This is a genomic window from Pseudomonas putida (assembly GCA_041071465.1).
GTDB lineage: Bacteria > Pseudomonadota > Gammaproteobacteria > Pseudomonadales > Pseudomonadaceae > Aquipseudomonas > Aquipseudomonas putida_P.
This window is the reverse complement of record CP163498.1, coordinates 4,219,159-4,243,266: the sequence shown is the minus strand read 5'-3', so window position 1 is coordinate 4,243,266 and position 24,108 is coordinate 4,219,159. Positions and strand designations below refer to the sequence as shown.

Sequence of the window (24,108 nt, the reverse complement as noted above, 5' to 3'; positions counted from 1 at the left end):
CCTGTTTGTTCATGCAGCGATCACCTTAGTAACGGGTGATATCCGCATTGGCTTCCAGCTGCTTGCGGTAGGCCGCGAAGTCCTGCTGGCCAGCACGCGACGCAAGGTAGCGGCGGATCTGCTGCTTCTCTTCGTCGGTGGCAGTTGCGCCTTCGTTGACGCCCTTGAGCTGCAGTACTACCAGGCTACCGTCGCGCAGCACTACGCTGCCATAAACCGGCTTGTCCTTGGCTTGCGGCTTGCCCAGGCGGAACAGCGCCTGCAGCTCGGCCGGGTCAATGCCGTCCTCACCACGGGTAACTGCTTCATAAGCTTTCCAGCCTTGCCCTTCATGCACGCTACCTGCTGCGATGGAACCATCACGCAGGCCGGCAATCAGCTTGTCCGCCTTGGCCTTGAGCTCGGCAGTCGCCTTCTCTTTGGCCAGGTGTTCGCTGATGTTCTTGGCCACAGCTTCCAGCGGCAATTGCTCTGGCTTGCGGTGCTCCTTGACACGCAGCACTACAGTGGTTTCCGGGTCGAGTTCGATGGCGGTGCTGTTGGCACCCTCATCCAGCACTTCTTCGGAGAACGCGGCCTGCACCACTGAACGGTTGGCCGTGATGCCCTCACCGCCTTCGCGGCCAAACGCTGCAGAGGTGTGCACCTTGAGGTTCAGGTCCTGGGCCGGCTGGGCCAGGTCGGAAGCCTCGTAGGCTGCATCCTGCAGTTGCTTGCTGGCGTCGACATAACGCTGCTCGACCAAAGGAATCTTCAGGTCGCGGGTCAGCTTGTCCTTCAGGCTGGCGAAGCTCGGTACTTCTGGCGCCTGCACGCCCAGCAGCTTGATCAGGTGGTAGCCAAACTCGGTACGCACCGGCGTCGATACCTGGCCATCCTGCAGCTTGTAGAGCGCGTCTTCGAAGGCTGGGTCGTATACACCCGGGCCGGCAAAGCCGAGGTCGCCGCCGTTGTTGGCCGAGCCTGGGTCCTGGGAGAACTCCTTGGCCAGCGCGGCGAAGTCTTCACCCTTGGCCAGGCGCTGCTCGATCTCTTCGGCGCGGGCCTTGGCCTGGGCTTCGGTGACCTTGTCGTTGACCTCGATGAGGATGTGCGCGGCATGGCGCTGCTCGGCGAGGTTGGCGATTTCCTTCTCGTACTGGGCCTTGAGTTCTTCGTCGGTGACCTTGACCTGGTCGAAGAACGCCGACTTCTTCAGCTCGATGTAGTCGATCACTACTTGGTCAGGCGACATGAACTCCTTGGCGTGCTGGTCGTAGTGCGCCTTCACCTCTTCTTCGCTGACCTTGACCGCGGCCGGGTCGGCCTTGAAGGTCAGGGAGGCGAAGTCGCGCGTCTGCTTCTCGAGGCGAGCAAAGGCGTCAACCTGCTGATCGGTCACGAAGCTGCTGCCAGCCAGGCCGGTGCGCAGCTGGCCGATGAGCATTTCCTCGGCGAGCATCTCGCGGAACTGCATGCGACCGTAGCCCATCTGGCGGATGACCTGGTCGAAACGGTCGGCACTGAACTTGCCGTCCACCTGAAACTCCGGCGTCTGCAGGATCACCTGATCAAGCGCGGCCTCGGAGAAGGCGAACTTGGCATCTTCGGCGCCTTGCAGCAGCAGCTTGCGGCTGATCAAGCCCTTGAGGGCCTCTTCACGCAGCAATTTGTCATCCAGCAGCGCTGGGTCGAAATCCTTGCCCAACTGTTGCATCAGCTGACGGCGCTGCATGTCGGCCGCCTGGCTCAGCTCGTTCTGGCTGATGGTCTGGCCGTTCACCTTGGCGGCGTCCTGGCTATGGGTGGCGGCCTGAAAAATGGCTTCGAAGCCGGTCAACGCCATCAACACGACGATAAGGCCGATGATGGTCTTGGCAATCCAACCTTGTGAATTGTCCCTGATATTTTGCAGCATGCGTCCCCCAGAAACGGCTGTACCACTGCGTCGACAACCGCGGAGCGTGGGTAGAATCCTGATAAAAGAAAGGCGCATCCGAGGATGCGCCTTTTCTTAGCAAACGTGTCAGGCGGGAACGTTTGCGCCCCGCCGTCACCGTGCTCGGACCAGGCCAGGCCGGGTCCGGCTGAAAGACGACTTAGTTGACGGCGTCTTTCAGGCCTTTGCCTGCCTTGAAACCTGGAACCTTGGCGGCTTCGATCTTGATCGCCTTGCCGGTTTGCGGGTTGCGGCCGGTACGCTCGGCGCGATCCTTGACCGAGAAGGTACCGAAGCCAACCAGTACTACATCGTCACCTTGCTTCAGGGCGCCGGTGACGGATTCGATGACTGCATCCAGCGCACGGCCGGCTACAGCTTTCGGGATGTCTGCAGATGCGGCGATAGCGTCAATCAGTTCCGACTTGTTCACTCTAAGTCCCCTTATTTCTCTATTGAGTTTGTTTCTAAGTATGTAATGAAAAGCTTATGAAACGTGCGCTGGGTGGCCTGTTGACAATAGCGTGCCGCTTTATAGCAAGGCCCCGAAAAAACTGTCAAGGAAAGCCCCCCAGCCAAAAACTACTAATGCGTGCTGATTCTTTCCTTAGCATCGCCGTCGCGCTTTTCATCTTTCGCGACAATCTCAGGAGCCACATCTGGCAAGGGCTCCGGGGCGTATTGCAGCGCAATTTGCAGGACTTCGTCAATCCATTTGACCGGTTTGATCTGAAGATCCTGTTTGATATTTTCCGGAATCTCCTTCAGATCGCGAACATTTTCCTCTGGAATGATCACCGTCTTGATCCGCCACGGTGTGCCGCCAGCAGTTTTTCCTTCAGCCCGCCAATGGCCAACACCTGGCCACGCAGGGTGATTTCGCCGGTCATGGCCACGTCGGCACGTACCGGAATCTGCGTCAGCGCCGACACCAGCGCGGTGCACATGCCGATACCGGCACTTGGGCCGTCCTTCGGCGTGGCGCCTTCAGGCATGTGGATGTGCACGTCGTGCTTCTCGTGGAAGTCGGCTGCAATCCCCAGGCTGCGGGCGCGGCTGCGAACCACGGTCTGCGCGGCGGTGATCGACTCGACCATGACATCGCCCAGCGAGCCGGTCTTGATCAGTTGGCCTTTGCCGGGGATGACCACGGCCTCGATGGTCAGCAGTTCGCCGCCAACCTGAGTCCAGGCCAGGCCGGTCACCTGGCCGATCTGGTCCTGCTGCTCGGCCAGGCCGTAGCGGAACTTGCGCACGCCCAGCAGATGCTCCAGCTGCTCGCTGGCCACCTTGACCTTGACCTGCTTCTGCCCGGTATGTTCCTTGACCACCTTGCGGCAGACCTTGGCGATTTGCCGCTCGAGGCCCCGCACACCGGCTTCGCGGGTGTAGTAGCGGATGATGTCGCGGATCGCCGAGACGTCGACTTCCAGCTCTTCCTTCTTCAAGCCATTGGCCTTGACCTGCTTGGGTACCAGGTACTTGACCGCGATGTTGATCTTCTCGTCCTCGGTGTAACCCGGCAGGCGGATGACTTCCATCCGGTCGAGCAGCGCCGGCGGGATGTTCATCGAGTTCGAGGTGCACAGGAACATCACGTCCGAAAGGTCGTAGTCGACCTCCAGGTAGTGGTCGTTGAAGTTGTGGTTCTGCTCCGGGTCGAGCACTTCAAGCAGCGCCGAGGCCGGGTCGCCGCGCATGTCGCTGCCCATCTTGTCGATTTCATCGAGCAGGAACAGCGGGTTGCGCACCCCCACCTTGGTCATCTTCTGGATCAGACGGCCCGGCATGGAGCCGATGTAGGTACGGCGGTGGCCGCGAATTTCGGCCTCGTCACGCACACCACCCAGGGCCATACGCACGAACTTGCGGTTGGTGGCGGCAGCGATCGACTCGGCCAACGAGGTCTTGCCGACGCCGGGTGGGCCGACCAGGCACAGCACCGGGCCGCGGATTTTCTTGACGCGTTTCTGTACGGCAAGGTACTCGAGGATACGTTCCTTGACCTCTTCCAGACCATAATGGTCGGCGTCGAGGATTTCCTCGGCCTTGGTCAGGTCCAGGCGCACCTTGCTCTGCGCCTTCCACGGCACCTGCACCAGCCAGTCGAGGTACGAACGTACCACGGTGGCCTCGGCCGACATCGGCGACATCTGCTTGAGCTTGTTCAGCTCTGCCTGGGCCTTGGCCAGGGCATCTTTGGGCAGGCCAGCGGCTTCGATACGCTTTTTCAGCTCTTCGACTTCGTTGTGGCCTTCATCGCCATCGCCCAGCTCTTTCTGAATGGCCTTCATCTGCTCATTCAGGTAGTACTCGCGCTGGCTGCGCTCCATCTGCTTCTTGACCCGGCCGCGAATGCGCTTTTCGACCTGCAGCAGGTCGATTTCGGCGTCCAACAGCGCAAGCACGTGTTCGACACGGGTAGTCAGGTCGACGATTTCGAGAATTTCCTGCTTCTGCTCGATCTTCAGGGCCATGTGCGCGGCCATGGTGTCGACCAGACGCCCAGGCTCTTCGATGCTGTTCAGCGAAGACAGCACTTCGGCAGGGACTTTCTTGCCCAACTGAACGTACTGCTCGAACTGCGACAGCAGCGTGCGCACGAACACTTCCGACTCGCGCTCGGCGGCATCGGTTTCGTCGATCAGGGAGACTTCGGCACGGATGTGCCCTTCTACTCGGTGAAACGCTCGACGGCGCCACGCTGCTCGCCTTCGACCAACACCTTCACGGTGCCATCAGGCAGCTTCAGCAGTTGCAGCACAGTGGCAACGGTACCGACGCGGTACAGGGCGTCCTCACCCGGGTCGTCGTCGGCTGGATTCTTCTGGGCCAGCAGGAGGATCTGCTTTTCGCCCGTCATCGCTGCCTCGAGGGCTTCGATGGACTTTTCACGCCCCACGAACAGCGGGATAACCATGTGCGGGTAAACAACGACATCGCGCAATGGCAAAAGAGGCAAGTCGAGGGTGGTCTTCATGATTTCGCCTCTACAGCGGCCTTATGGCCGGAAACCGGTGGAAATGATGCTTGGACCTAATGTGGGGGCACGCCTGGGAAATTACAAGCGCTTGCGCAGGAAAAGCAGAAAGGGGCCCGTAGGCCCCCTTCTTGCTTGCAACCGATAACCGGCCATTACCTGAATCAGGCGTCTGGCGCGGCCTTGGCTTGCGGCTCGCTGTTCTCGTAGATCATCAGCGGCTGCGAGGTGCCCTCGATGACGCTCTCGTCAATCACCACCTTGCTGACCTCCTTCTTCGAAGGAATCTCGTACATGGTGTCGAGCAGCACGCCTTCGAGGATCGAACGCAGGCCACGGGCGCCGGTTTTACGCTCCAGGGCTTTGCGCGCTACGGCCTTGAGCGCATCACTGCGGAACTCGAGGTCGACGCTTTCCATCTCGAACAACTTGGCATACTGCTTGGTCAGGGCGTTCTTCGGCTCGGTGAGGATCTGCATCAACGCAGCCTCGTCCAGCTCGTCGAGTGTAGCCAATACCGGCAGACGGCCGACAAACTCCGGGATCAGGCCAAACTTGACCAGATCGTCCGGCTCGACCTCACGCAGGGATTCGCCAACCTTCTTGCCCTCTTCCTTGCTACGCACTTCGGCGCCAAAACCGATGCCACCCTTGGTGGAACGGTTCTGGATGACCTTTTCCAGGCCCGAGAACGCACCACCGCAAATGAACAGGATGTTGCGGGTATCAACCTGCAGGAATTCCTGTTGCGGGTGTTTGCGGCCACCTTGCGGCGGAACCGAGGCCACGGTGCCCTCGATCAATTTCAGCAACGCCTGCTGCACACCCTCGCCCGAAACATCACGGGTGATGGATGGGTTGTCCGACTTACGCGAGATCTTGTCGATTTCGTCGATGTAGACAATGCCCATCTGGGCCTTTTCCACGTCGTAGTCGCACTTCTGCAACAGCTTCTGGATGATGTTCTCGACGTCCTCACCCACATAACCGGCCTCGGTCAGGGTGGTGGCGTCAGCAATGGTGAACGGTACGTTCAACAGGCGTGCCAGGGTTTCGGCGAGCAGGGTCTTGCCCGAGCCAGTCGGCCCGATGAGCAGGATGTTGCTCTTGCCCAGTTCGACTTCGTCACCCTTCTTGTCACGCTGGTTCAGGCGCTTGTAGTGGTTGTACACCGCTACGGCCAGCACCTTCTTCGCGCGCTCCTGACCAATGACGTACTGGTCCAGGATGCCGCTGATTTCTTTCGGCGAAGGCAATTTGTGCGCGCTGCTTTCGGCCTGGGCTTCCTGCACCTCCTCACGGATGATGTCATTGCACAGGTCGACGCACTCGTCGCAGATAAATACCGAGGGCCCGGCAATCAATTTGCGCACTTCGTGCTGGCTTTTGCCGCAGAAGGAGCAATAGAGCAATTTGCCGCTGTCCTCGCCGTTACGGGTGTCAGTCATTCGATCGATCCAATCCGGTAGGCTTGCAACACAAGATGAAGGCAATTGCGGGCTTTTTCAAGTCCGCAGGTAGGCGCTTTCGGCGCCTACCTGCTCTGGCACCCCGGTTCAGGAGGCCAGTTGCCGCTTGTCGTAGACCGAGTCGATCAGGCCGTACTCGGCCGCGCGCGAGGCGCTCATGAAGTTGTCACGCTCAGTATCGCGCTGAATGGTCTCGAGGTCCTGGCCGGTGTGGTAGGCCAGCAGCTCGTTGAGACGCGCCTTGATGCTGAGGATTTCCTGGGCGTGGATCTGGATGTCGGTAGCCTGGCCCTGGAAGCCGCCCAGCGGCTGGTGAATCATCACCCGCGAGTTAGGCAGGCAGTGACGCTTGCCCTTGGCGCCAGCGGCCAACAGGAAGGCACCCATGCTGCAGGCTTGGCCGATGCAGATGGTCGAGACATCCGGCTTGATGAACTGCATGGTGTCGTAGATCGACATGCCAGCCGTCACCGAACCGCCTGGGGAGTTGATGTAAAGATGGATATCCTTGTCCGGGTTTTCCGCCTCAAGGAACAGCATCTGCGCCACTACCAGGTTGGCCATGTAGTCTTCTACAGGGCCCACCAGGAAGATCACTCGCTCCTTCAACAGGCGCGAGTAGATGTCGTAGGCGCGTTCGCCACGGGCGGACTGCTCGATAACCATCGGGACCAGACCGCCTGCGGCCTGGATGTCAGAGCTCTGCTGAATATAAGAATTGCGGGACATGTCCTGCGCTCACTCCCAAATAGTCATGGCTTGAATACGCACAAGCCAGCTCGAAGGCTGGCTTGTGGGGGTTTCCTACGAGAGAAGCCCGTTACTCAGCAGCGGCAGGAGCCTCAGCTGGCTTAACGGCATCTTCGTACGAGACCGACTTGTCGGTCACAGTCGCTTTCTGCAGAACAGTATCTACAACTTGCTCTTCCAGCACAACCGAACGCACTTCGTTCAGTTGCTGATCGTTCTTGTAGTACCAGGCGATGACCTGCTCAGGCTCTTGGTAAGCCGAAGCCATTTCTTCGATCATCTCGCGAACCTTGGCGTCATCTGGCTTCAGCTCGAACTGCTTGACCACTTCGGCCACGATCAGGCCCAGCACTACGCGGCGCTTGGCTTGCTCTTCGAACAGCTCGACTGGCAGCTGCTCAGGCTTGATGTTGCCACCGAACTGCTGAACAGCCTGCACGCGCAGACGATTGACTTCGTTTTCCAGCAGGGCTTTCGGCACTTCGATCGGGTTGGCAGCCAGCAGACCGTCCATGACCTGGTTTTTCACCTTGGTCTTGATCGCCTGACGCAGCTCACGCTCCATGTTCTTGCGAACTTCGGCGCGGAAGCCTTCCAGGGTCGATTCCTTGATGCCGAACTGGGCGAAGAACTCTTCGTTCAGCTCTGGCAGCACAGGTGCCGAAACGCTGTTGACGGTGATGGTGAACTCGGCGGCTTTGCCAGCCAGGTCCAGGTTCTGGTAATCCTCTGGGAAGGTCACGTTCACAACGCGCTCTTCACCCGCCTTGGCGCCAACCAGACCATCTTCGAAGCCTGGGATCATGCGGCCGGAGCCCAGTACCAGCTGGGTGCCCTTGGCCGAACCACCGGCGAATACTTCACCGTCGACCTTGCCGACGAAGTCGATGTTGACCTGGTCGTCGTTCTGCGCAGCGCGCTCGACGGCCTCGAAACGGGTGTTCTGCTTGCGCAGCACTTCCAGCATGTTGTCCAGGTCGGCGTCAGCCACTTCGGCGCTCAGGCGCTCGACGTTGATCGACTCGAGGCCGGAAACAGTGAACTCTGGGAACACTTCGAAGATGGCGACGAATTCCAGGTCCTTGCCCTTTTCGAAGGACTTCGGCTCTACAGCCGGGGCACCAGCCGGGTTCAGCTTCTGCTCGACGATGGCTTCGTAGAAGGAAGCCTGGACCAGGTCACCGAAAGCCTCTTGACGGGCGTCAGCTTCGAAACGCTGACGGATCACGTTCATCGGCACTTTACCAGGACGGAAGCCCGCAATCTTGGCGCGCTTGGCAGTCTGCTGCAGACGCTTGTTGACTTCGTTCTCGACGCGCTCGGCCGGAACGGCGATGGTCATGCGGCGCTCGAGAGCGGAAGTGTTTTCAACAGAAACTTGCATGGATATTCCTCGTTGCACAGACGTTAGCCGGCGTTAGCCCGACTCCAAGAATCAAGGGCAAGCATTCTAGTGAGTCACGCAGCAGAAGTCACCCCACTCGGGACGACGGGAAACAACGCCGGTCGATTAACTTTCAAGGCCCGCACGGCACACCGCCGGGCCTGCTTCAATAAGGGCTGCACGACACCCGAGGCGACGTGCAGCCGAAATACCTTGTCAAACAACTGCCTGTGGCGAATTCGCTTCCTTTATTCAGGATCGATTTCGTTGAACTGGCAGTACTCTTCCCATTCCAGCCCCAGCGCCTCGGCCACCTCACGGTGCGTCTCCAGACGCATGGCGTTCAGCTGCTCCGGGGTTTCGGCAATCAATTGCAGCGCCAGCTCCCAGGGCTGAATACCCTGCTCGTCGGCTGCATCCTCGAACGCCCACTCGATCTGCTGAGCCTGCTCACGCGCGTCCAGCTCACGGATCTCCTCGAGCAACTGCGGATTGGCTTCGGCAAAGCGCTGCAGCGCCAGGGCCTGACGGGCTTCTTTTGCAATCATCGTGGTGTCCTCTGCCAGCCAAACGGGCCGGTGTTTCAACCGGCTGAAATCTAACAGCTTTTATTGGGGTGTCACCAGTGGATTGCAAGGGCGAGGGATGCGATTTGGCGGGAAGGGGCTCGCCACGACATTTTCGGCGCCTCTGAGATCGAGCGCCGACGCACCCAAGGCATACAACCACAGCCACGCAGAACCCAAAACAAAAAGGCGCCCGATCTCACGATCAAGGCGCCTTTCAAGAATATGGGGTGGACGATGGGAATCGAACCCACGACAACTGGAATCACAATCCAGCGCTCTACCAACTGAGCTACGCCCACCATATTGCGGTCTTGCGATGTTGCGGTACAACCTTACAGAAGCATGGTGCGGACGAAGAGACTCGAACTCTTACAGCTTGCGCCGCTGGAACCTAAATCCAGTGTGTCTACCAATTTCACCACGTCCGCGTAACGCTTAAAACAAAGGCGCCAGATGCTATCGAGGCGCCCTTGAAGAATATGGGGTGGACGATGGGAATCGAACCCACGACAACTGGAATCACAATCCAGCGCTCTACCAACTGAGCTACGCCCACCATATTGCATTACTGCCTACTTGCTTGCCAAAGCTGCCTAATGGCGCACCCGGCAGGACTCGAACCTGCGACCATCCGCTTAGAAGGCGGATGCTCTATCCAGCTGAGCTACGGGCGCTTAAGCTTGAAGCCTAACCGAACAAGACGTTAACAAGTAATTGTTAAACCATTCATTCTGCCCGACTTAGCCAACCAGTGCTAGGCTGTGCCCGACAAGTGCGGCGAATCTTATAGGCGACCCCGAAAGTCGTCAACACCTTTTTAAAAAAAATTTAAATTATTTAAGGGCTTAGGGGATTTGCCCGACCACCCGCCTTTGCCCTTGGCCCATGTCGTGCGAGAATGCGCGTTCTTAATTGTTTCCTTCTCGATGGTTAATCACGCGTCTATGACTGCACACCTAATCGATGGCAAGGCGATCGCCGCCAGCCTGCGCCAGCAGATCGCTCAACGTGTCGTGGAGCGTCGCCAGCAAGGCCTGCGTACGCCGGGCCTGGCGGTGATCCTGGTCGGCACCGACCCCGCCTCCCAAGTCTATGTTTCGCACAAGCGCAAGGACTGCGAAGAGGTCGGCTTCATTTCGCAGGCATTCGACCTGCCCAGCGAGACCACGCAACAAGCCCTGACCGAGCTGATCGACCGCCTCAATGATGACCCGGCCGTCGATGGCATCCTGCTGCAGCTGCCACTTCCGGCGCACCTGGACGCCTCGCTGCTGCTCGAGCGCATTCGCCCGGACAAGGATGTGGACGGCTTCCATCCGTACAACATTGGCCGCCTGGCCCAGCGTATTCCGCTGCTGCGTCCGTGCACGCCAAAAGGCATCATGACCCTGCTGGAAAGCACCGGTCAGGACCTGTACGGCATGAACGCCGTGATCGTCGGCGCGTCCAACATCGTTGGCCGCCCGATGGCCATGGAATTGCTGCTGGCCGGCTGCACCGTGACTGTCTGCCACCGCTTCACCAAGGACCTGGCCGGCCATGTAGGCCGTGCCGACCTGGTGGTGGTGGCTGCCGGCAAGCCGGGCTTGGTCAAGGGTGAGTGGGTCAAGGAAGGCGCCATCGTCATCGACGTGGGCATCAACCGCCAGGAAGACGGCAAACTGGTTGGCGACGTGGTCTACGAGACCGCCCTGCCGCGCGCCGGCTGGATCACGCCGGTGCCGGGTGGCGTCGGGCCGATGACCCGGGCGTGCCTACTGGAAAACACGCTGTATGCGGCAGAAGAGCTGCATAAGTAATACCGCGTGATGTGAAAACGGCACCTCTGGCAGGTGCCGTTTTTTTTGCCTGTGATTTTTCGGTGGCTGCACCGCCTCTTCGCGATGTTCAGCCAATCACTTCCTGGCCGCCTCCCACGACTTCAACAGTTCGTTGTAGCTGACCGTCTCGCCTTTGGGCTTTTCGTTGGCCAGCTTGGGCTTCGGTGCACCCGGCTGGTCGAACCAGTACTGTGCGTCCTTCTCTGGGTTCAGCTTCGGTGCACAGGTCGCCTGGGCATTGGAGCGTTGCAAGCGTTCCATCATGCGATCCTGGTCGCGGGCCAGGCCATCCAGCGCCTCCTGCGGGGTCTTCTCGCCACTGGCCACTTCGGCAATATGGCTCCACCACAACTGCGCCAAGCGCGGATAGTCCGGCACGTTGGTGCCGGTTGGCGTCCACTGCACCCGCGCCGGGCTGCGATAGAACTCGACCAGCCCACCGAGCTTGGGCGCCAGCTCGGTCATGGCCTGGGAGTTGATGTCCGACTCGCGAATCGGCGTCAGGCCGACGATGGTCTTTTTCAGCGACACGGTCTTGGAGGTGACGAATTGGGCATACAACCATGCCGCCAGCCGTTGCTTCTCGGGGGTGGACTTGAAGAACGTCCACGAGCCGGTGTCCTGGTAGCCCAGTTTCATCCCCTCCTCCCAATACGGCCCCTTCGGCGAGGGCGCCATGCGCCACTTCGGTGTGCCGTCGGCATTCACCACCGGCAAGCCGGGCTTGGTCATGTCGGCGGTGAACGCGGTGTACCAGAAGATCTGCTGGGCGATGTTGCCCTGCGCCGGCACCGGGCCGGCTTCGGAGAAGGTCATGCCCTGGGCTTCCTTGGGCGCGTAGGCGCGCATCCAGTCCACATACTTCTGCGTGGCATAGACGGCGGCCGGTCCATTGGTGTCGCCGCCACGGGTCACGCTGGAGCCCACCGGATGGCAGTCCTCCACACGAATGCCCCATTCATCCACCGGCAAACCGTTGGGAAGCCCCTTGTCGCCGCCGCCGGCCATGGAGAACCACGCATCGGTAAAGCGCCAGCCCAGCGATGGGTCTTTCTTGCCGTAGTCCATATGGCCATAGACGCGCTTGCCGTCGATCTCCTTGACGTCTTCGGTGAAGAACTTGGCAATGTCCTCGTAGGCCGACCAGTTCACCGGCACACCTAGCTCGTAGCCGTACTTCTCCTTGAACTTGGCTTTCAGCTCAGGCCGTTCGAACCAGTCGGCACGAAACCAGTACAGGTTGGCGAACTGCTGGTCGGGCAACTGATAGACCTTACCATCAGGCGCGGTGGTGAACGAAATACCGATGAAGTCCTTCAGGTCGAGGGTCGGCGAGGTGTAGTCCTTGCCCTCGTTAGCCATCAGGTCGGTGATCGATTCGACCTTGCCGTAGCGAAAGTGCGTACCGATCAGGTCGGAGTCATTGACCCAGCCGTCGTAGATGTTCTTGTCCGACTGCATCTGTGTCTGCAGCTTTTCCACCACGTCGCCTTCCTGCAGCAGGTCGTGGGTCAGCTGGATGCCGGTGATCTCGCTGAAAGCCTTGGCCAGCACCTTGGACTCGTATTCATGGGTCGTGATGGTTTCCGACACCACATTGATCTTCATCCCACGGAACGGCTCGGCGGCCTTGATAAACCACTGCAGTTCAGCCAACTGCTGCTCTGGGGTAAGGGTCGAAGGCTTGAACTCGCTGCCGATCCATTTTTTGGCCGCATCTTCGTACTGGTCGGCCCAGGCTGAGCCTTGCACGCTGGCCAGTACCAGCAATGCGGCCAGGGTCAAATGTCGCCTGTTGTGCTTGTTATCGAACATTGTGATCTCCCGTTTCAGTTATCCCACAGGGCCGCTCGCTCAGCCCCAGCGCAGTACCACCACCAGCCACGCCAGCGACAGCAGCGAGGCCCCCCACAATGGCCAGTCGCTGACGCCGACCACCAGCAGGTGCAGGTAGGCGCTGGCCAGCAGGCCGATGAACAAGCGGTCACCACGGCTGGTGACCAGCGGCAAGAAGCCCCGTCGCTCCACGCACGGGCGACGCAGTTCAAGCAGGGTCATGCTCAGCAGCAGCATGCCTATGGCGACGAAAAACAGCGCCGTCGGCAAGGTCCAGGCCATCCACTCCATGCGTCGCCCTCCTCACACCCGGCCCAGGGCAAAGCCCTTGGCCACATGGTTGCGCACGAACCAGATCACCAGCATGCCCGGCAAGATGGTCAGTACCCCCGCCGCCGCCAGCACGCCCCAGTCGATACCTGATGCCGACACGGTGCGGGTCATCACTGCGGCAATCGGTTTGGCATTCACCGACGTCAGAGTGCGCGCCAACAGCAGTTCGACCCAGGAGAACATGAAGCAGAAAAACGCCGTGACGCCGATACCGGAGCCAATCAGCGGAATGAAAATCTTCACGAAAAAGCGCGCAAAGCTGTAGCCGTCGATGTAGGCCGTTTCGTCTATCTCCTTCGGCACCCCCGACATGAACCCCTCCAGAATCCACACCGCCAGCGGTACGTTGAACAGGCAATGGGCCAGGGCCACGGCGATATGGGTATCGAACAGGCCAATTGACGAGTACAGCTGGAAGAACGGCAGCAGGAACACCGCAGGTGGCGCCATGCGGTTGGTCAGCAGCCAGAAGAACAGGTGCCGGTCGCCAAGGAAGCGGTAGCGCGAGAAGGCATAGGCCGCCGGCAACGCCACCAGCAAGGAAATCAGCGTGTTCAGGCACACGTAGTACAGCGAGTTGATGTAGCCGCTGTACCAGCTGGCATCGGTGAAGATCACCCGGTAGTTGTCGAGGGTGAACGCCTGCGGCCACAGGGTCAGGCCACCCAGGATCTCGGTGTTGCTCTTGAACGACATGTTCAGCAGCCAGTAGATCGGCACCAGCAGAAAGAAGAAGTACAGCAGCAGGGCCAGCGATTTGCGCGTGCTCATGGCCTAGTCCTTGTCGGCATGGGTCATGGCTGTGTAGAACAGCCACGACACCAGCAGGATGATCAGGAAGTACACCAGCGAGAACGCCGCTGCCGGGCCCAGGTCGAACTGCCCCACGGCCATGCGTGTGAGGGTCTGGCTGAGGAACGTGGTCGCGTTGCCAGGCCCACCACCGGTCAGCACGAATGGCTCGGTGTAGATCATGAAGCTGTCCATGAAGCGCAGCATCACCGCGATCAGCAGCACGTTCTTCAGCTTGGGCAGTTGGATATGGCGGAACACGGCCCAGCCCGAGGCACGGTCGATGCGCGCGGCCTGGTAGTACACGTCGGGGATGGCACGCGGCCCCGAATAGCACAGCAACGCCACCAACGAGGTCCAGTGCCACACATCCATCACCAGCACGGTGAGCCAGGCGTCGAACGGGTCGCCGGCGTAGTTGTAGCTGACCCCAAGCTTGGCCAGGGTGGCGCCGAGCAGGCCGATGTCGGCACGGCCGAAAATCTGCCAGATAGTGCCAACCACGTTCCACGGGATCAGCAACGGAATAGCCATGATGATCAGGCACACCGAGGCCATACGGCCTTTGGTTGGCATGGTCAGGGCAATGCCGATACCCAGCGGGATCTCGATCAGCAGCACGCAGGCGGAGTAGATGAACTGGCGCAGCAATGCATCGTGCAGCGCCGGGTCGCGCAGCACCTGGCGGTACCAGTCGGCGCCGACGAAGTAGCGGTTGGACTGGTCGAAGATGTCCTGCACCGAATAGTTGACCACCGTCATCATCGGCACCACCGCACTGAATGCCACCAGCAGAAACACCGGCAGCACCAGCCACCACGCCTTGTTGTTCGGCACCTTGTTGATCATGGCCCGGCCTCCAGCAGCACATCGTCGACGTACAGCATCAGCCACTGCGCGGGCAGGCTGACCCAGGCCAGCTCCACGGGCAACGGGCGATCCTCGCTCAGCCGCGCCTTGAGCGCGACGCCGCCCAGTTCGAGGGTGACGATGCGGTAGGTACCCAGGTCTTCGACATCCAGCACCCGCGCCGGGTGGGCATCATCGAACGGGCCGTCCCACAGCTGCACGAACTCCGGGCGAATACCCACTTGCAATCGCCCACCCGCCATCGCCGCCAGGCGCTCGCGCAGGCCATCGGGCAGCGCCAGGCGGACATCACCGAACACCACTGCATCTGTCTCGGCGCGCACGTCAATCAGGTTCATCCCGGGGCTGCCGATGAAGTAGCCGACAAACGTATGTCGCGGTCGCTCGAACAGCTCGCGCGGGGTGCCGAACTGGACGATGCGCCCGCCGTGCATCACTGCGATCTTGTCGGCGAAGGTAGAGGCCTCCAGCTGGTCATGGGTGACGTAGATCATGGTGATGTTGAACTGCTCATGGATCTGCTTCAGCTTGCGCCGCAGCTTCCATTTCAGGTGCGGGTCGATCACCGTCAGCGGCTCGTCGAACAGGATTGCCGATACGTCATCGCGCACCAGGCCACGCCCCATCGAGACCTTCTGCTTTTCGTCGGCACTGAGGTTGCGTGCCTTCTTGCGCAGCACGCCAGCCAGGTCGAGCACCTCGGCAATTTCTTCCACCCGGGCACGCACACGCGCTTCGTCCAGCCCCTGGTTGCGCAGGGGAAAAGCCAGGTTGTCGAACACCGTCATGGTGTCGTACACCACCGGAAACTGGAACACCTGAGCGATGTTGCGCGCCTGCGGTGACAACTGGTTGACCGGTTTGCCGTCGAACAGCACCTCGCCATGGGACGGCGTCAGCAGCCCGGAAATGATATTGAGCAACGTCGACTTGCCGCAGCCCGATGGCCCGAGCAAGGCATAAGCACCGCCCTGCTCCCACACATGTTCCAGCGCGTGCAGGGCATAGTCTGCCTCGCTGGCGGGCTGGCGACTGTAACTGTGCGCCAGTTGGCGCAGGCGAATTTCGGCCATTACCCTCTCCTTGCCTGGCGCAGCCCCGGGGCCTGCACCAACACCCCGGCGCTGTCGAAGACGAACAGCTTGTGCGTGGGGATGAACACACGGATCGGCGTATCCACCTGGTATTCGTGCACCCCAGGCAGGTGCAGGACCATGCGCCAGAATTCGTTGCGCACATGCAGAAAGGTTTCTGAACCACTGATCTCTGCCAGTTCCACCAGCACCGCCAATTCCAGGTCATCGTCATGGGCCGGCACCAGGGTGATATGGCTGGGGCGCACGCCAAAGCGGTAGTCGCCCTCGGCCAACGGCTGCAAATCGGCATTGCGGGCAAAGTGCACGGCCTGGGCCAGGCTCACCTCGTTGCCACTGATACGGCCGGGCACCAGGTTGATCGGCGGCTCGGAAAACAACTCGGCAGCCAGCACGCTGCACGGGCGCTGATACACCTCGGCGGTGGGCCCGCTTTGCACGATGCGGCCTTCGTGCACCAGGGTAGTGGTGCCGCCCAGCGCCAGCGCCTCGTTGGGCTCGGTGGTGGCGTACACAGCAATGCAATGGCGGGCCGCGAACAACTCACGCAGCTCTTGGCGCAGGCCCTCGCGCAACTTGTAGTCGAGGTTGACCAATGGCTCGTCGAACAGGATCAACGAGGCGTCCTTGACCAACGCCCTGGCCATCGCCGTGCGCTGCTGCTGGCCACCGGAAAGCTCAAGCGGCAGGCGCTGCAGGTAGGTTTCGATGCGCAGCATCTCGGCGGTTTCCTGCACCCGGCGGCGGATCTGGTCCTCGGCCATGCGCGCCTGGCGCAGCGGTGAGGCGATGTTCTCGTACACGCTCAAGGTAGGGTAATTGATGAACTGCTGATACACCATCGACACATTGCGCTGGCGCACCGGCACGCCGGTGACGTCCTGGCCGTCCATCAGCACCCGCCCCCGGTCCGGGCGGTCGAGCCCGGCCATCAGGCGCATCAAGCTGGTCTTGCCCGCCAGGGTACGGCCCAACAGCACGTTGAACGAACCGGGCTCGAAACGCAGTGAGGCATCGACGACCCAGGGCTGGTTGTCGACACTGCGGCTGACCTGCTCCAGCACCAGGGACATGGCGTGGCCTTTTTGTGAGGGTTGTCCGCCGAGCACAGCCAGTTTCGTGCCAGTCATTCCCCGGTGCTCTGGTCCGGGGCCTGGATGGCAGAACGGGCAAATCGCGGGTTCACAAGTGAACACAATCACTGAACAACTGAACACTTGCCGGTTTGACAATGAACAGCGGTGAACAACACTGAACAGCGGTCCGCCCATAACAACAACCACTTAGGACAGGCCCATGGCCGCATCCGCGTCGACCCACACCCAACTGATCCAGGCGTCCTGGGCCCGCTGCCGCGATCACGGCCTGCAACCACAGCACGCACCGGACTTCGACTGCCTGACCCGTACCGAGCTAAGCGCCCTGCTGGAGCGGCGCCAGGCGCTGCTACGCCTGACCCGCGAGGAAGTGCTGCCGCAATACGCGCACCTGCTGGGCAATGCCAGCTACCTGGTGATGCTGGCCGATGCCGGTGGCTGCCTGCTCGACAGCTGGGGCTCGCGACGCTTCATCGAACCGCACCAACAGCACGGCTTCAGCGCAGGCGCCCATTGGCACGAGCGTGGCGTGGGCACCAATGCCCTGGGCACCGCACTGATTTGCGCCGAGGCGATTCACGTCGGCCAGGACGAGCACTTCCTGCGGCAGAACCGCTACATGTCCAGCGCCGCCGCCCCCCTGTTCGACGCCGCACGACAACTGGTCGGGGTGCTCGACGTAGCGAGCGACGGCTACTTGCCGGCCAGCCAGACGCTTGGCTTGGTGCGCATGATGGGCCAAAGCCTGGAAAACCGCCTGATCCTCGCCGAACATGCCGACCAGCATGCACAGCTGATCTTCAACAGCGCCTCTGACAACCTCGACAGCCCCTGGGCCGGCCTGCTGGTATTCGATGAGCGCGGGCAGGTCATGGCTGCCAATCACCGGGCCGACAGCCTGCTCGGCGGCAACCCGCTGCAACAGAACATCGAGCAACTGTTCCAGTTGCCCCTGCAGCAGCTGCTCAGCCATCCCCAGCAACAGCCCTTCGCCCTGCAGGCCACGGGGCGCAACCGCTTCCATTGCCAGTGGCACCCTGCGCGCGAAGCCACACGCCGCCGCGAGGCTGGCAGTGGCGAGGCGCGCCTGGATAAAGCGTTGCAACAGGCCGGCCTGTTGCTGGAAAAGGACATCCCGGTGTTGGTGCAGGGTGAAACCGGCGTAGGCAAGGAAGTGTTCGTCGAAACCTTGCACCGGGCCAGCAGCCGCGCCAATCAGCCGCTGATTGCCGTCAACTGTGCGGCGATCCCAGCCGAACTGGTGGAGTCGGAACTGTTTGGCTACGACAAAGGCGCGTTCACCGGCGCCCACCACAAGGGCAACCTGGGGCTGATCCGAAAAGCCGACCACGGCATCCTGTTTCTCGACGAAATAGGCGACATGCCACTGCCCACTCAAGCCCGCCTGCTGCGTGTGCTGCAGTCACGCACTATCCAGCCACTGGGTAGCGGCGAGCCGGTAGCGGTAGATATCCGCGTGGTGTCGGCGAGCAACCGCGACCTGGCCGAAGAAGTGCGCGCCGGGCGCTTTCGCCAGGACCTGTACTACCGCATCGCCGGGCTGGCCGTGGTATTGCCTGCGCTGCGCGAGCGCAGTGACCGGCGTCAGTTGATTGAGCAGCTACATGCCCGCTACCGCGACCCCGGGCAACCTGCGCGGCTGCCCCGGCCATTATCGACCTGCTCGATCAACACCCATGGCCAGGCAACCTGCGCGAGCTGGTGAGTGTGCTGCAGGTGGCACTGGCGCTGGCGGGCAACGGACCGGTCGGCATCGAGCACCTGCCTGCGGGCTTTCTGGCCGAGTCGCAGCTACCGGTACGGGTGACGACCGAAGAGACGGACCTGCAGACCCTGGTCGAGCAAGCCAATGGCAACCTGTCGGCGGTGGCGCGGGGGCTGGGTATCAGCCGCACTACGCTGTACAAGCGTTTGCGGGCGCACTGAATCCATTGGCAGGTTTAGGCTCCCCACAGCCGTTTCGGCTGTCAGTGTCTCCAAATCAGCCGTAGCCGCTGCCGCCAGGGCCCATTACAGCCAGCTTTACCTCCCTGCCCACCGCACAATGAACCCAGTGCCCACTCTGGAAGCGTCGCCGCAGGGAGACCCCTCATGACCCGCTTTATCGATGTGCAAGACCTGGCCCGCCTGGTCAACCGCAAAGGCCTGCCTACCTGCCTGCTGGAAATGGCCGAATACATCCGCCAGGACTACCTGCGCTGGCCCGCCTTCGAGAAATGCGCCCGGGTTGCCAACCATTGCGCGGACGGGGTGATCGAGCTGATGCCGGTTGCCGATGCCAGTCGCTACGCCTTCAAGTACGTCAACGGCCACCCGAAGAACACCCGCCACGGCCTGCCCACGGTGATGGCCTTCGGCGCACTGGCCAGCATCGATACCGGCGCACCGTTGCTGCTCAGCGAGATGACCCTGACCACGGCCATTCGCACGGCGGCCACCTCGGCCCTGGCCGCCCGCTACCTGGCGCGAGAGGACAGCCGCAGCATGGCGCTGATCGGCAATGGCTCGCAAAGCGAGTTTCAGGCCATCGCCTTCAATACCCTGCTGGGCATTGACGAAATACGCCTGTTCGACATCGACCCCGCCGCCTCGGCCAAGCTGGTCGCCAACCTGGCCAACCGCCCCGGCCTCAAGCTGACCATCGCACGCTCCGTGGCCGATGCGGTGCGCGGTGCCGATATCGTCACCACGGTGACCGCCGACAAAGCCTACGCCACCATCCTCACCCCCGAGATGATCGAGCCGGGCATGCACCTGAACGCCGTGGGCGGTGACTGCCCAGGCAAGACCGAACTGCACCGGGCAATAGTCGAGCGGGCTCGGGTGATTGTCGAGTACGAGCCGCAAAGCCGGGTTGAAGGCGAGATTCAGCAGATGCCGGCGGATTCGCCGGTGACCGAGTTCTGGCGGGTGGTGGCGGGTGAGGCCAAGGGCCGCGAGCACGCCGAGCAGGTGACGCTGTTCGACTCGGTCGGGTTTGCCTTGGAGGATTTTTCGGCGCTGCGTTATGTGCTGGATACGGCGCAGGCGCTGGGTATCGGCAAGGACATCGGGCTGGTGCCGGTGCTGGAGGATCCGAAGGATCTGTATGCGCTTTTACAGCCGCGCAAGGTTGAGTTGCGAGCGGTGCCCAAGGCTGATTCCGTATGCGCCTGACAGACCTGGGGGCTGCTGTGCAGCAGCGCCCTTTACCGCCTAACCTGTCCATGCCCACTTCTGAAAGAAGCCCACGCGCATGGACACCAATGCCCACCCCCTCGACCGCATCGACGAAGCGATCATCGACATCCTGCGCCACGACGGTCGTATCACGTTCGAAAAACTCTCCACCCTCGTCCACCTCACCCCGCGCCCCTGCCTGGAGCGCGTGCGCAAGCTGGAGCGACGTGGCGTGATTCGTGGCTATGGGGCAATCATCGACCAGCACAAAGTGGCGCCCGGGGTGTCACTGCTGGTGCTGGCGGCCCTGTCCAACCAAAGCGGGCGCGCGGCACAGAAGGCCTTCGAAGCCACCTTGCACAACTGCCCGGAGGTGCATGAATGCCAGCTGATCAGTGGCCACTTCGACTACAGCCTGCGCCTGCACTGCCGCGACATGGAACACTACCGACTGCTCAGCGAACGCTGGATGAACGACGACACCTTGCACATCGACAAGCTGGTGGCGCACCCCGTGCTGGCCGAGGTCAAGACCATGGCCCGCTAATGGGCGTTCACGTGGCCCGCCATTGCTCCGGCTGCCGGTAGGCCTGTGCCCAGGCTTGCACCTCACTGACCGGCATCGGCCGAGCAATGCAGTAACCCTGCGCCAGCTCACAGCCCAGGCCCATCAGCACCCGGCCGTGCTCGACACTCTCCAGCCCCTCGGCAATCACCTCGCGGCCAAACGCCCGGGCCAGGCCGATCACCGCCGCCGTCAGCGCCAGGTCATCCTGGTCGTGAAGGATGTCACGCACGAACGACTGGTCGATCTTGATCGTCTGGGTCGGCAAGCGTTTCAGGTAACTCAACGACGAATAACCGGTGCCGAAATCGTCCAGCGAGAAACGCACGCCCAGTGCACGGCAGGCGTCCAGGCAGCGGCTGACGTGCTGCAGGTTGTCGATGGCAACCGACTCGACGATTTCCAGGTCCAGCCGCGCCGGGTCCACCTCCGGGTACGCTGCCAGTAGCTGCTGCAGGCGCTCGGCGAAGTCATTGCGCTGCAAATGCCGTGCGGCGATATTCACACTCAACGACCAGGGCTGCCCTTGGCGCTGCCAGGCCTGCAGCTGGCTCACTCAGCGCCTGGCCGACCACCCACTCGCCGATTTCGACGATCAGGTCGGTCTGCTCTACCCAAGGCAGGAAGTCGCCGGGCGGCACCACGCCACGGCCTGGCCGTTGCCAGCGCAACAACCCTTCGAAGCCCAGCACCTGGCCGCTGCGCAGGTTGACCTTGGGTTGGTAGTAAAGGCACAGCTCACTGTTGTGCAGTGCCCGGCGCACGCGCGCTACAGTCTGGTGAGTGGCCTTGAGCTCCTGCTCCTGCGACACGTCGAACAGGTGATAGCGGTTGCGCCCGCGCTGCTTGGCCACATACATGGCCTGGTCGGCGTGGCGCACCAAGGTGTCGGCATCTTCGTCATCCTGCGGGTACAGGGTCACGCCGATACTGGCGCTGAGCGAAAGCCTGTGTTCACGCACCACACAGGGCGCCGCCAATGCCCGCAACACCCGCCGCAGAGCTGCATGCAACTGCTGCTCATCATCGACATCGCGCAGGATCAGCACGAATTCGTCGCCCGAAAGCCGGGCCACGGCATCGCCACCACGCAGGATGCTCTTCAAGCGCTGCGCCACTTCCACCAGCAGCAAGTCGCCCACGGCATGCCCATAGCCGTCATTGACCGCCTTGAACCCATCCAGGTCGAGCATGCACACCGCCAGCGGAATGTCTTCGCGGCGCGAGTAGGCCAGGGCCTGATTCAGCAGGTCGGACAGGTAGGCGCGGTTGGGCAGGCCGGTGAGCACATCGTGGCCCACCCGCCACTGCAGGGTATGCAGCAGCTGGCGTTTCTCGGTGACGTCAAAGCGGATCGACACATACTTGCGCACCTGGCCGGTCAGCGGGTCGATCAATGGCACCATGGTGCTGTCGACCCAATACAGCGAACCGTCCTTGGCCCGGTTGCAGATCTCGCCCTTCCATACCCGCCCGGCAGCCAGGGCACGCCACATGCCAACGAAGAACGCCGGTTCGTGCAGGCCCGAGTTGAGGATGCGGTGGTTGGCGCCCAGCAGCTCCTCACGGCTGTAGCCCGAGATGCTGCAGAACTGCTGGTTGACGTAAGTGATGTTCCCACGCAGGTCGGTTTCGGAAAAGATCGCGGCCGCGTCCACGGCCGCGCGATAGTTGTCATCCATAAAGCATCCTGCCTTAGCGGTTGAAGCGCTCCACCAGGGCGCGCAATCCGGCGCACACCTGTTCCAGTTCGGCGCCGCGCGAGGCGGCGGCGTTGGCGCTGTGGGCGCTGTGCTGGGCAATACCGGCTACGCCGTTGATCTGCCGCGAAACGTCTTCGGCCACCGCCGACTGCTGCTGCGAGGCGGTGGCCATCTGTTGGCTCATGTCACTGATGCGCTGCACCGCGTCACGAATGCCGTGCAGCGCCTGCCGGGCTTCCTGTACCTGGGCAACGCCCTGCTCGGCGCCATCGATGCCTTGGCTGGCGATCGCCACGGCCTCCTCGGCACCACTGCGCAGGGCATCGATAATCGCCTGAATGTGCAGGGTCGACTGGCGAGTCTTGTCGGCCAATGCCCGCACCTCATCGGCGACCACGGCAAAACCGCGGCCCTGCTCGCCTGCACGCGCCGCCTCGATGGCGGCGTTGAGGGCCAGCAGGTTGGTCTGCTCAGCAATGCCGCGAATCATCCCAGCAGCCTCGGCGATGGCACCGGTCTGACCAGCGAGGTGGCTGACCGCCTGGTTGATCTGCGTCACGGTGCTGGCCAGGGTCCGAATGGCCGCGCCGCTGGCATCGGCCACCTGGCTACCCTGCTCGGCCAGCAGGTGTGCGGTGTGTGCCTCGGCGGCGGTCAACTGGACGTGATTGGCCACTTCGCCGATAGAGGCGGCCATCTGATTCATTGCCGTGGCGCTCAGGTCAGTTTCGGCACGCTGCTTGAGCAAGGCCACCTCGGTGCTGCGCGACAACTGCCCGGCATCGTGGGCGGCTACCGCCATTTGCCCGGCCAGGTCACTTAGCCGCGTCAATGCGGTTTTCAGGCGTGCCTCTTCGCTGATCAGCATCAGTTGCAACTGCCCGGCGGCACCCGGCAGGTCGCTGTAGGTCAAGGCGGCGACCGGGTCGGCAAACGTGCCTTGCGCGCCCTGCACAACCTGCTGAAGCTGTCGCCCAAGGGCGTTGCGCACCCACAAGCCATAGGCCACGAACAGCCCCACCGTCAGCCCCTGCCCCACCAGGCCAGGCCACAGCTGATGGGCGCCAACTGCCAGCACTCCCCCGGCCAGTGGCAAGGCCAGGGCCTGCGCCAGCAAGCTCAACCGGCGCGGCGCCGACAATGCCGCTTGACCGTTACGCAGCCGCGCATACAAAGCCTCGGCACGGGCCACCTGCTCGCGGGTGGGGCACACCCGCACCGACTCGTAGCCCACTACCCGCCCGCCTTCGAGGATGGGCGTGACGTAGGCGTTGACCCAGTAGTAGTCGCCGTTACGGCAGCGGTTCTTGACGATACCCATCCAGCTCTTGCCGGCTTTCAGGTAGCGCCACATCAGCTCGTACACCGCCGGCGGCATGTCCGGGTGGCGCACCAGGTTGTGCGGGCTGCCGATCAGTTCGGCCTCGCTATAGCCGCTGATGGCAGCGAATTCAGGGTTGCAGTAGGTGATCAGGCTGGCGGTATCGGTAGCAGAAATCAGCCGCTGATCTGAGGGGAAACGTTGCTCGACCGGGGTTACCGGCAAGTTGAGGCGCACGATGAGACTCCATTCACTGACGAACCGGTACCCAGCTCATCGACAGCCGCCGGAACCGATCCATGGCGATCCGCTCCAATTGGCAAATGCGCTTCCCGCCGTTGGGGCACGAGGCCGACCGAAGCAAGGAAGTTGACGATGACTGGCCAGTCAAGCCGTGAATTCTACGAAATTCATCACATAAATAAAA

16 protein-coding genes, 4 tRNA genes and 3 pseudogenes are annotated in these 24,108 nt (G+C 61.8%); 4 read left to right on the top strand and 19 right to left on the bottom strand.

Annotation, left to right across the window (positions count from 1 at the left end; genetic code table 11):
• Window positions 1-25: 25 nt before the first annotated feature.
• The 11 genes and pseudogenes from AB5975_19570 to AB5975_19520 all read right to left on the bottom strand — a co-directional run bounded on the left by AB5975_19570 (window position 26) and on the right by AB5975_19520 (window position 9,744).
• Window positions 26-1,897 (bottom strand): SurA N-terminal domain-containing protein, encoded by a 1,872-nt coding sequence (locus AB5975_19570; GenBank protein XDR18781.1) that lies wholly within the window; start codon window positions 1,895-1,897, stop codon window positions 26-28.
• A gap of 181 nt (window positions 1,898-2,078) precedes the next feature.
• Window positions 2,079-2,351 (bottom strand): HU family DNA-binding protein, encoded by a 273-nt coding sequence (locus tag AB5975_19565; GenBank protein ID XDR18780.1) that lies wholly within the window; start codon window positions 2,349-2,351, stop codon window positions 2,079-2,081.
• A gap of 152 nt (window positions 2,352-2,503) precedes the next feature.
• Window positions 2,504-4,838, bottom strand: a pseudogene (gene lon / locus AB5975_19560) (endopeptidase La).
• A gap of 224 nt (window positions 4,839-5,062) precedes the next feature.
• On the bottom strand, window positions 5,063-6,346 hold the full coding sequence (gene clpX, locus AB5975_19555; protein ID XDR18779.1) for an ATP-dependent Clp protease ATP-binding subunit ClpX: 1,284 nt from the start codon (window positions 6,344-6,346) through the stop codon (window positions 5,063-5,065).
• Window positions 6,347-6,454: 108 nt separating this feature from the next.
• The gene (gene clpP / locus AB5975_19550) at window positions 6,455-7,096 is read right to left on the bottom strand and encodes an ATP-dependent Clp endopeptidase proteolytic subunit ClpP (GenBank protein XDR18778.1); all 642 of its coding nucleotides are present in this window, start codon (window positions 7,094-7,096) and stop codon (window positions 6,455-6,457) included.
• Window positions 7,097-7,187: 91 nt separating this feature from the next.
• Complete coding sequence (gene tig, locus AB5975_19545) at window positions 7,188-8,501, bottom strand: trigger factor (protein ID XDR18777.1); 1,314 nt, start codon at window positions 8,499-8,501, stop codon at window positions 7,188-7,190.
• A 248-nt stretch (window positions 8,502-8,749) separates the two neighbouring features.
• Window positions 8,750-9,049 carry a DUF6388 family protein gene (locus AB5975_19540; GenBank protein XDR18776.1) on the bottom strand — a complete coding sequence of 100 codons (300 nt, stop codon included), beginning with the start codon at window positions 9,047-9,049 and terminating at the stop codon, window positions 8,750-8,752.
• A gap of 244 nt (window positions 9,050-9,293) precedes the next feature.
• Window positions 9,294-9,369: transfer RNA gene (locus AB5975_19535), tRNA-His, on the bottom strand.
• A 44-nt stretch (window positions 9,370-9,413) separates the two neighbouring features.
• Window positions 9,414-9,498 (bottom strand) — tRNA-Leu (locus AB5975_19530).
• A gap of 52 nt (window positions 9,499-9,550) precedes the next feature.
• Window positions 9,551-9,626 (bottom strand) — tRNA-His (locus AB5975_19525).
• A 41-nt stretch (window positions 9,627-9,667) separates the two neighbouring features.
• Window positions 9,668-9,744, bottom strand: a tRNA-Arg gene (locus AB5975_19520).
• A gap of 270 nt (window positions 9,745-10,014) precedes the next feature.
• Between AB5975_19520 and folD the strand changes: the two genes are divergently transcribed.
• Window positions 10,015-10,869 (top strand): bifunctional methylenetetrahydrofolate dehydrogenase/methenyltetrahydrofolate cyclohydrolase FolD, encoded by an 855-nt coding sequence (folD, locus tag AB5975_19515; protein XDR18775.1) that lies wholly within the window; start codon window positions 10,015-10,017, stop codon window positions 10,867-10,869.
• A 96-nt stretch (window positions 10,870-10,965) separates the two neighbouring features.
• Here the strand turns inward: folD and AB5975_19510 are convergent, their stop codons facing one another.
• From AB5975_19510 to AB5975_19485, 6 genes are read right to left on the bottom strand one after another with little or no spacing between them, the layout of a single operon-like run.
• Window positions 10,966-12,705, bottom strand: a complete 1,740-nt coding sequence (locus AB5975_19510) for an extracellular solute-binding protein (protein XDR18774.1) — start codon at window positions 12,703-12,705, stop codon at window positions 10,966-10,968.
• 39 nt (window positions 12,706-12,744) lie between these two features.
• Window positions 12,745-13,017 (bottom strand): DUF2160 domain-containing protein, encoded by a 273-nt coding sequence (locus AB5975_19505; protein ID XDR18773.1) that lies wholly within the window; start codon window positions 13,015-13,017, stop codon window positions 12,745-12,747.
• Between the two features lie 12 nt (window positions 13,018-13,029).
• A complete protein-coding gene (locus AB5975_19500; protein XDR18772.1) occupies window positions 13,030-13,830 on the bottom strand; it encodes a carbohydrate ABC transporter permease in 801 nt (266 codons plus the stop codon).
• A gap of 3 nt (window positions 13,831-13,833) precedes the next feature.
• Window positions 13,834-14,697, bottom strand: coding sequence for a carbohydrate ABC transporter permease (locus AB5975_19495; protein ID XDR22997.1), 864 nt, complete (start codon window positions 14,695-14,697; stop codon window positions 13,834-13,836).
• On the bottom strand, window positions 14,697-15,794 hold the full coding sequence (locus tag AB5975_19490; GenBank protein XDR18771.1) for an ABC transporter ATP-binding protein: 1,098 nt from the start codon (window positions 15,792-15,794) through the stop codon (window positions 14,697-14,699). The genes AB5975_19495 and AB5975_19490 overlap by 1 nt, the downstream gene beginning before the upstream one ends.
• Window positions 15,794-16,888 (bottom strand): ABC transporter ATP-binding protein, encoded by a 1,095-nt coding sequence (locus AB5975_19485; GenBank protein ID XDR18770.1) that lies wholly within the window; start codon window positions 16,886-16,888, stop codon window positions 15,794-15,796. Before AB5975_19485 ends, AB5975_19490 begins: the two co-directional genes overlap by 1 nt.
• A gap of 223 nt (window positions 16,889-17,111) precedes the next feature.
• Here AB5975_19485 and AB5975_19480 point away from each other — a divergent pair.
• From AB5975_19480 to AB5975_19470, 3 genes and pseudogenes are all read left to right on the top strand, one after another.
• Window positions 17,112-18,859, top strand: a pseudogene (locus tag AB5975_19480) (sigma-54-dependent Fis family transcriptional regulator).
• A 165-nt stretch (window positions 18,860-19,024) separates the two neighbouring features.
• Complete coding sequence (locus AB5975_19475; GenBank protein ID XDR18769.1) at window positions 19,025-20,089, top strand: ornithine cyclodeaminase; 1,065 nt, start codon at window positions 19,025-19,027, stop codon at window positions 20,087-20,089.
• Window positions 20,090-20,168: 79 nt separating this feature from the next.
• Window positions 20,169-20,639, top strand: coding sequence for an Lrp/AsnC family transcriptional regulator (locus tag AB5975_19470; protein ID XDR18768.1), 471 nt, complete (start codon window positions 20,169-20,171; stop codon window positions 20,637-20,639).
• A 7-nt stretch (window positions 20,640-20,646) separates the two neighbouring features.
• On the opposite strand, the pseudogene AB5975_19465 reads toward AB5975_19470, so the two are convergent.
• Both AB5975_19465 and AB5975_19460 read right to left on the bottom strand, forming a co-directional pair.
• Window positions 20,647-22,339 (bottom strand): annotated as a pseudogene (locus tag AB5975_19465) (putative bifunctional diguanylate cyclase/phosphodiesterase).
• A 13-nt stretch (window positions 22,340-22,352) separates the two neighbouring features.
• Window positions 22,353-23,918 (bottom strand): PAS domain-containing methyl-accepting chemotaxis protein, encoded by a 1,566-nt coding sequence (locus AB5975_19460; protein XDR18767.1) that lies wholly within the window; start codon window positions 23,916-23,918, stop codon window positions 22,353-22,355.
• Window positions 23,919-24,108 lie beyond the last annotated feature (190 nt).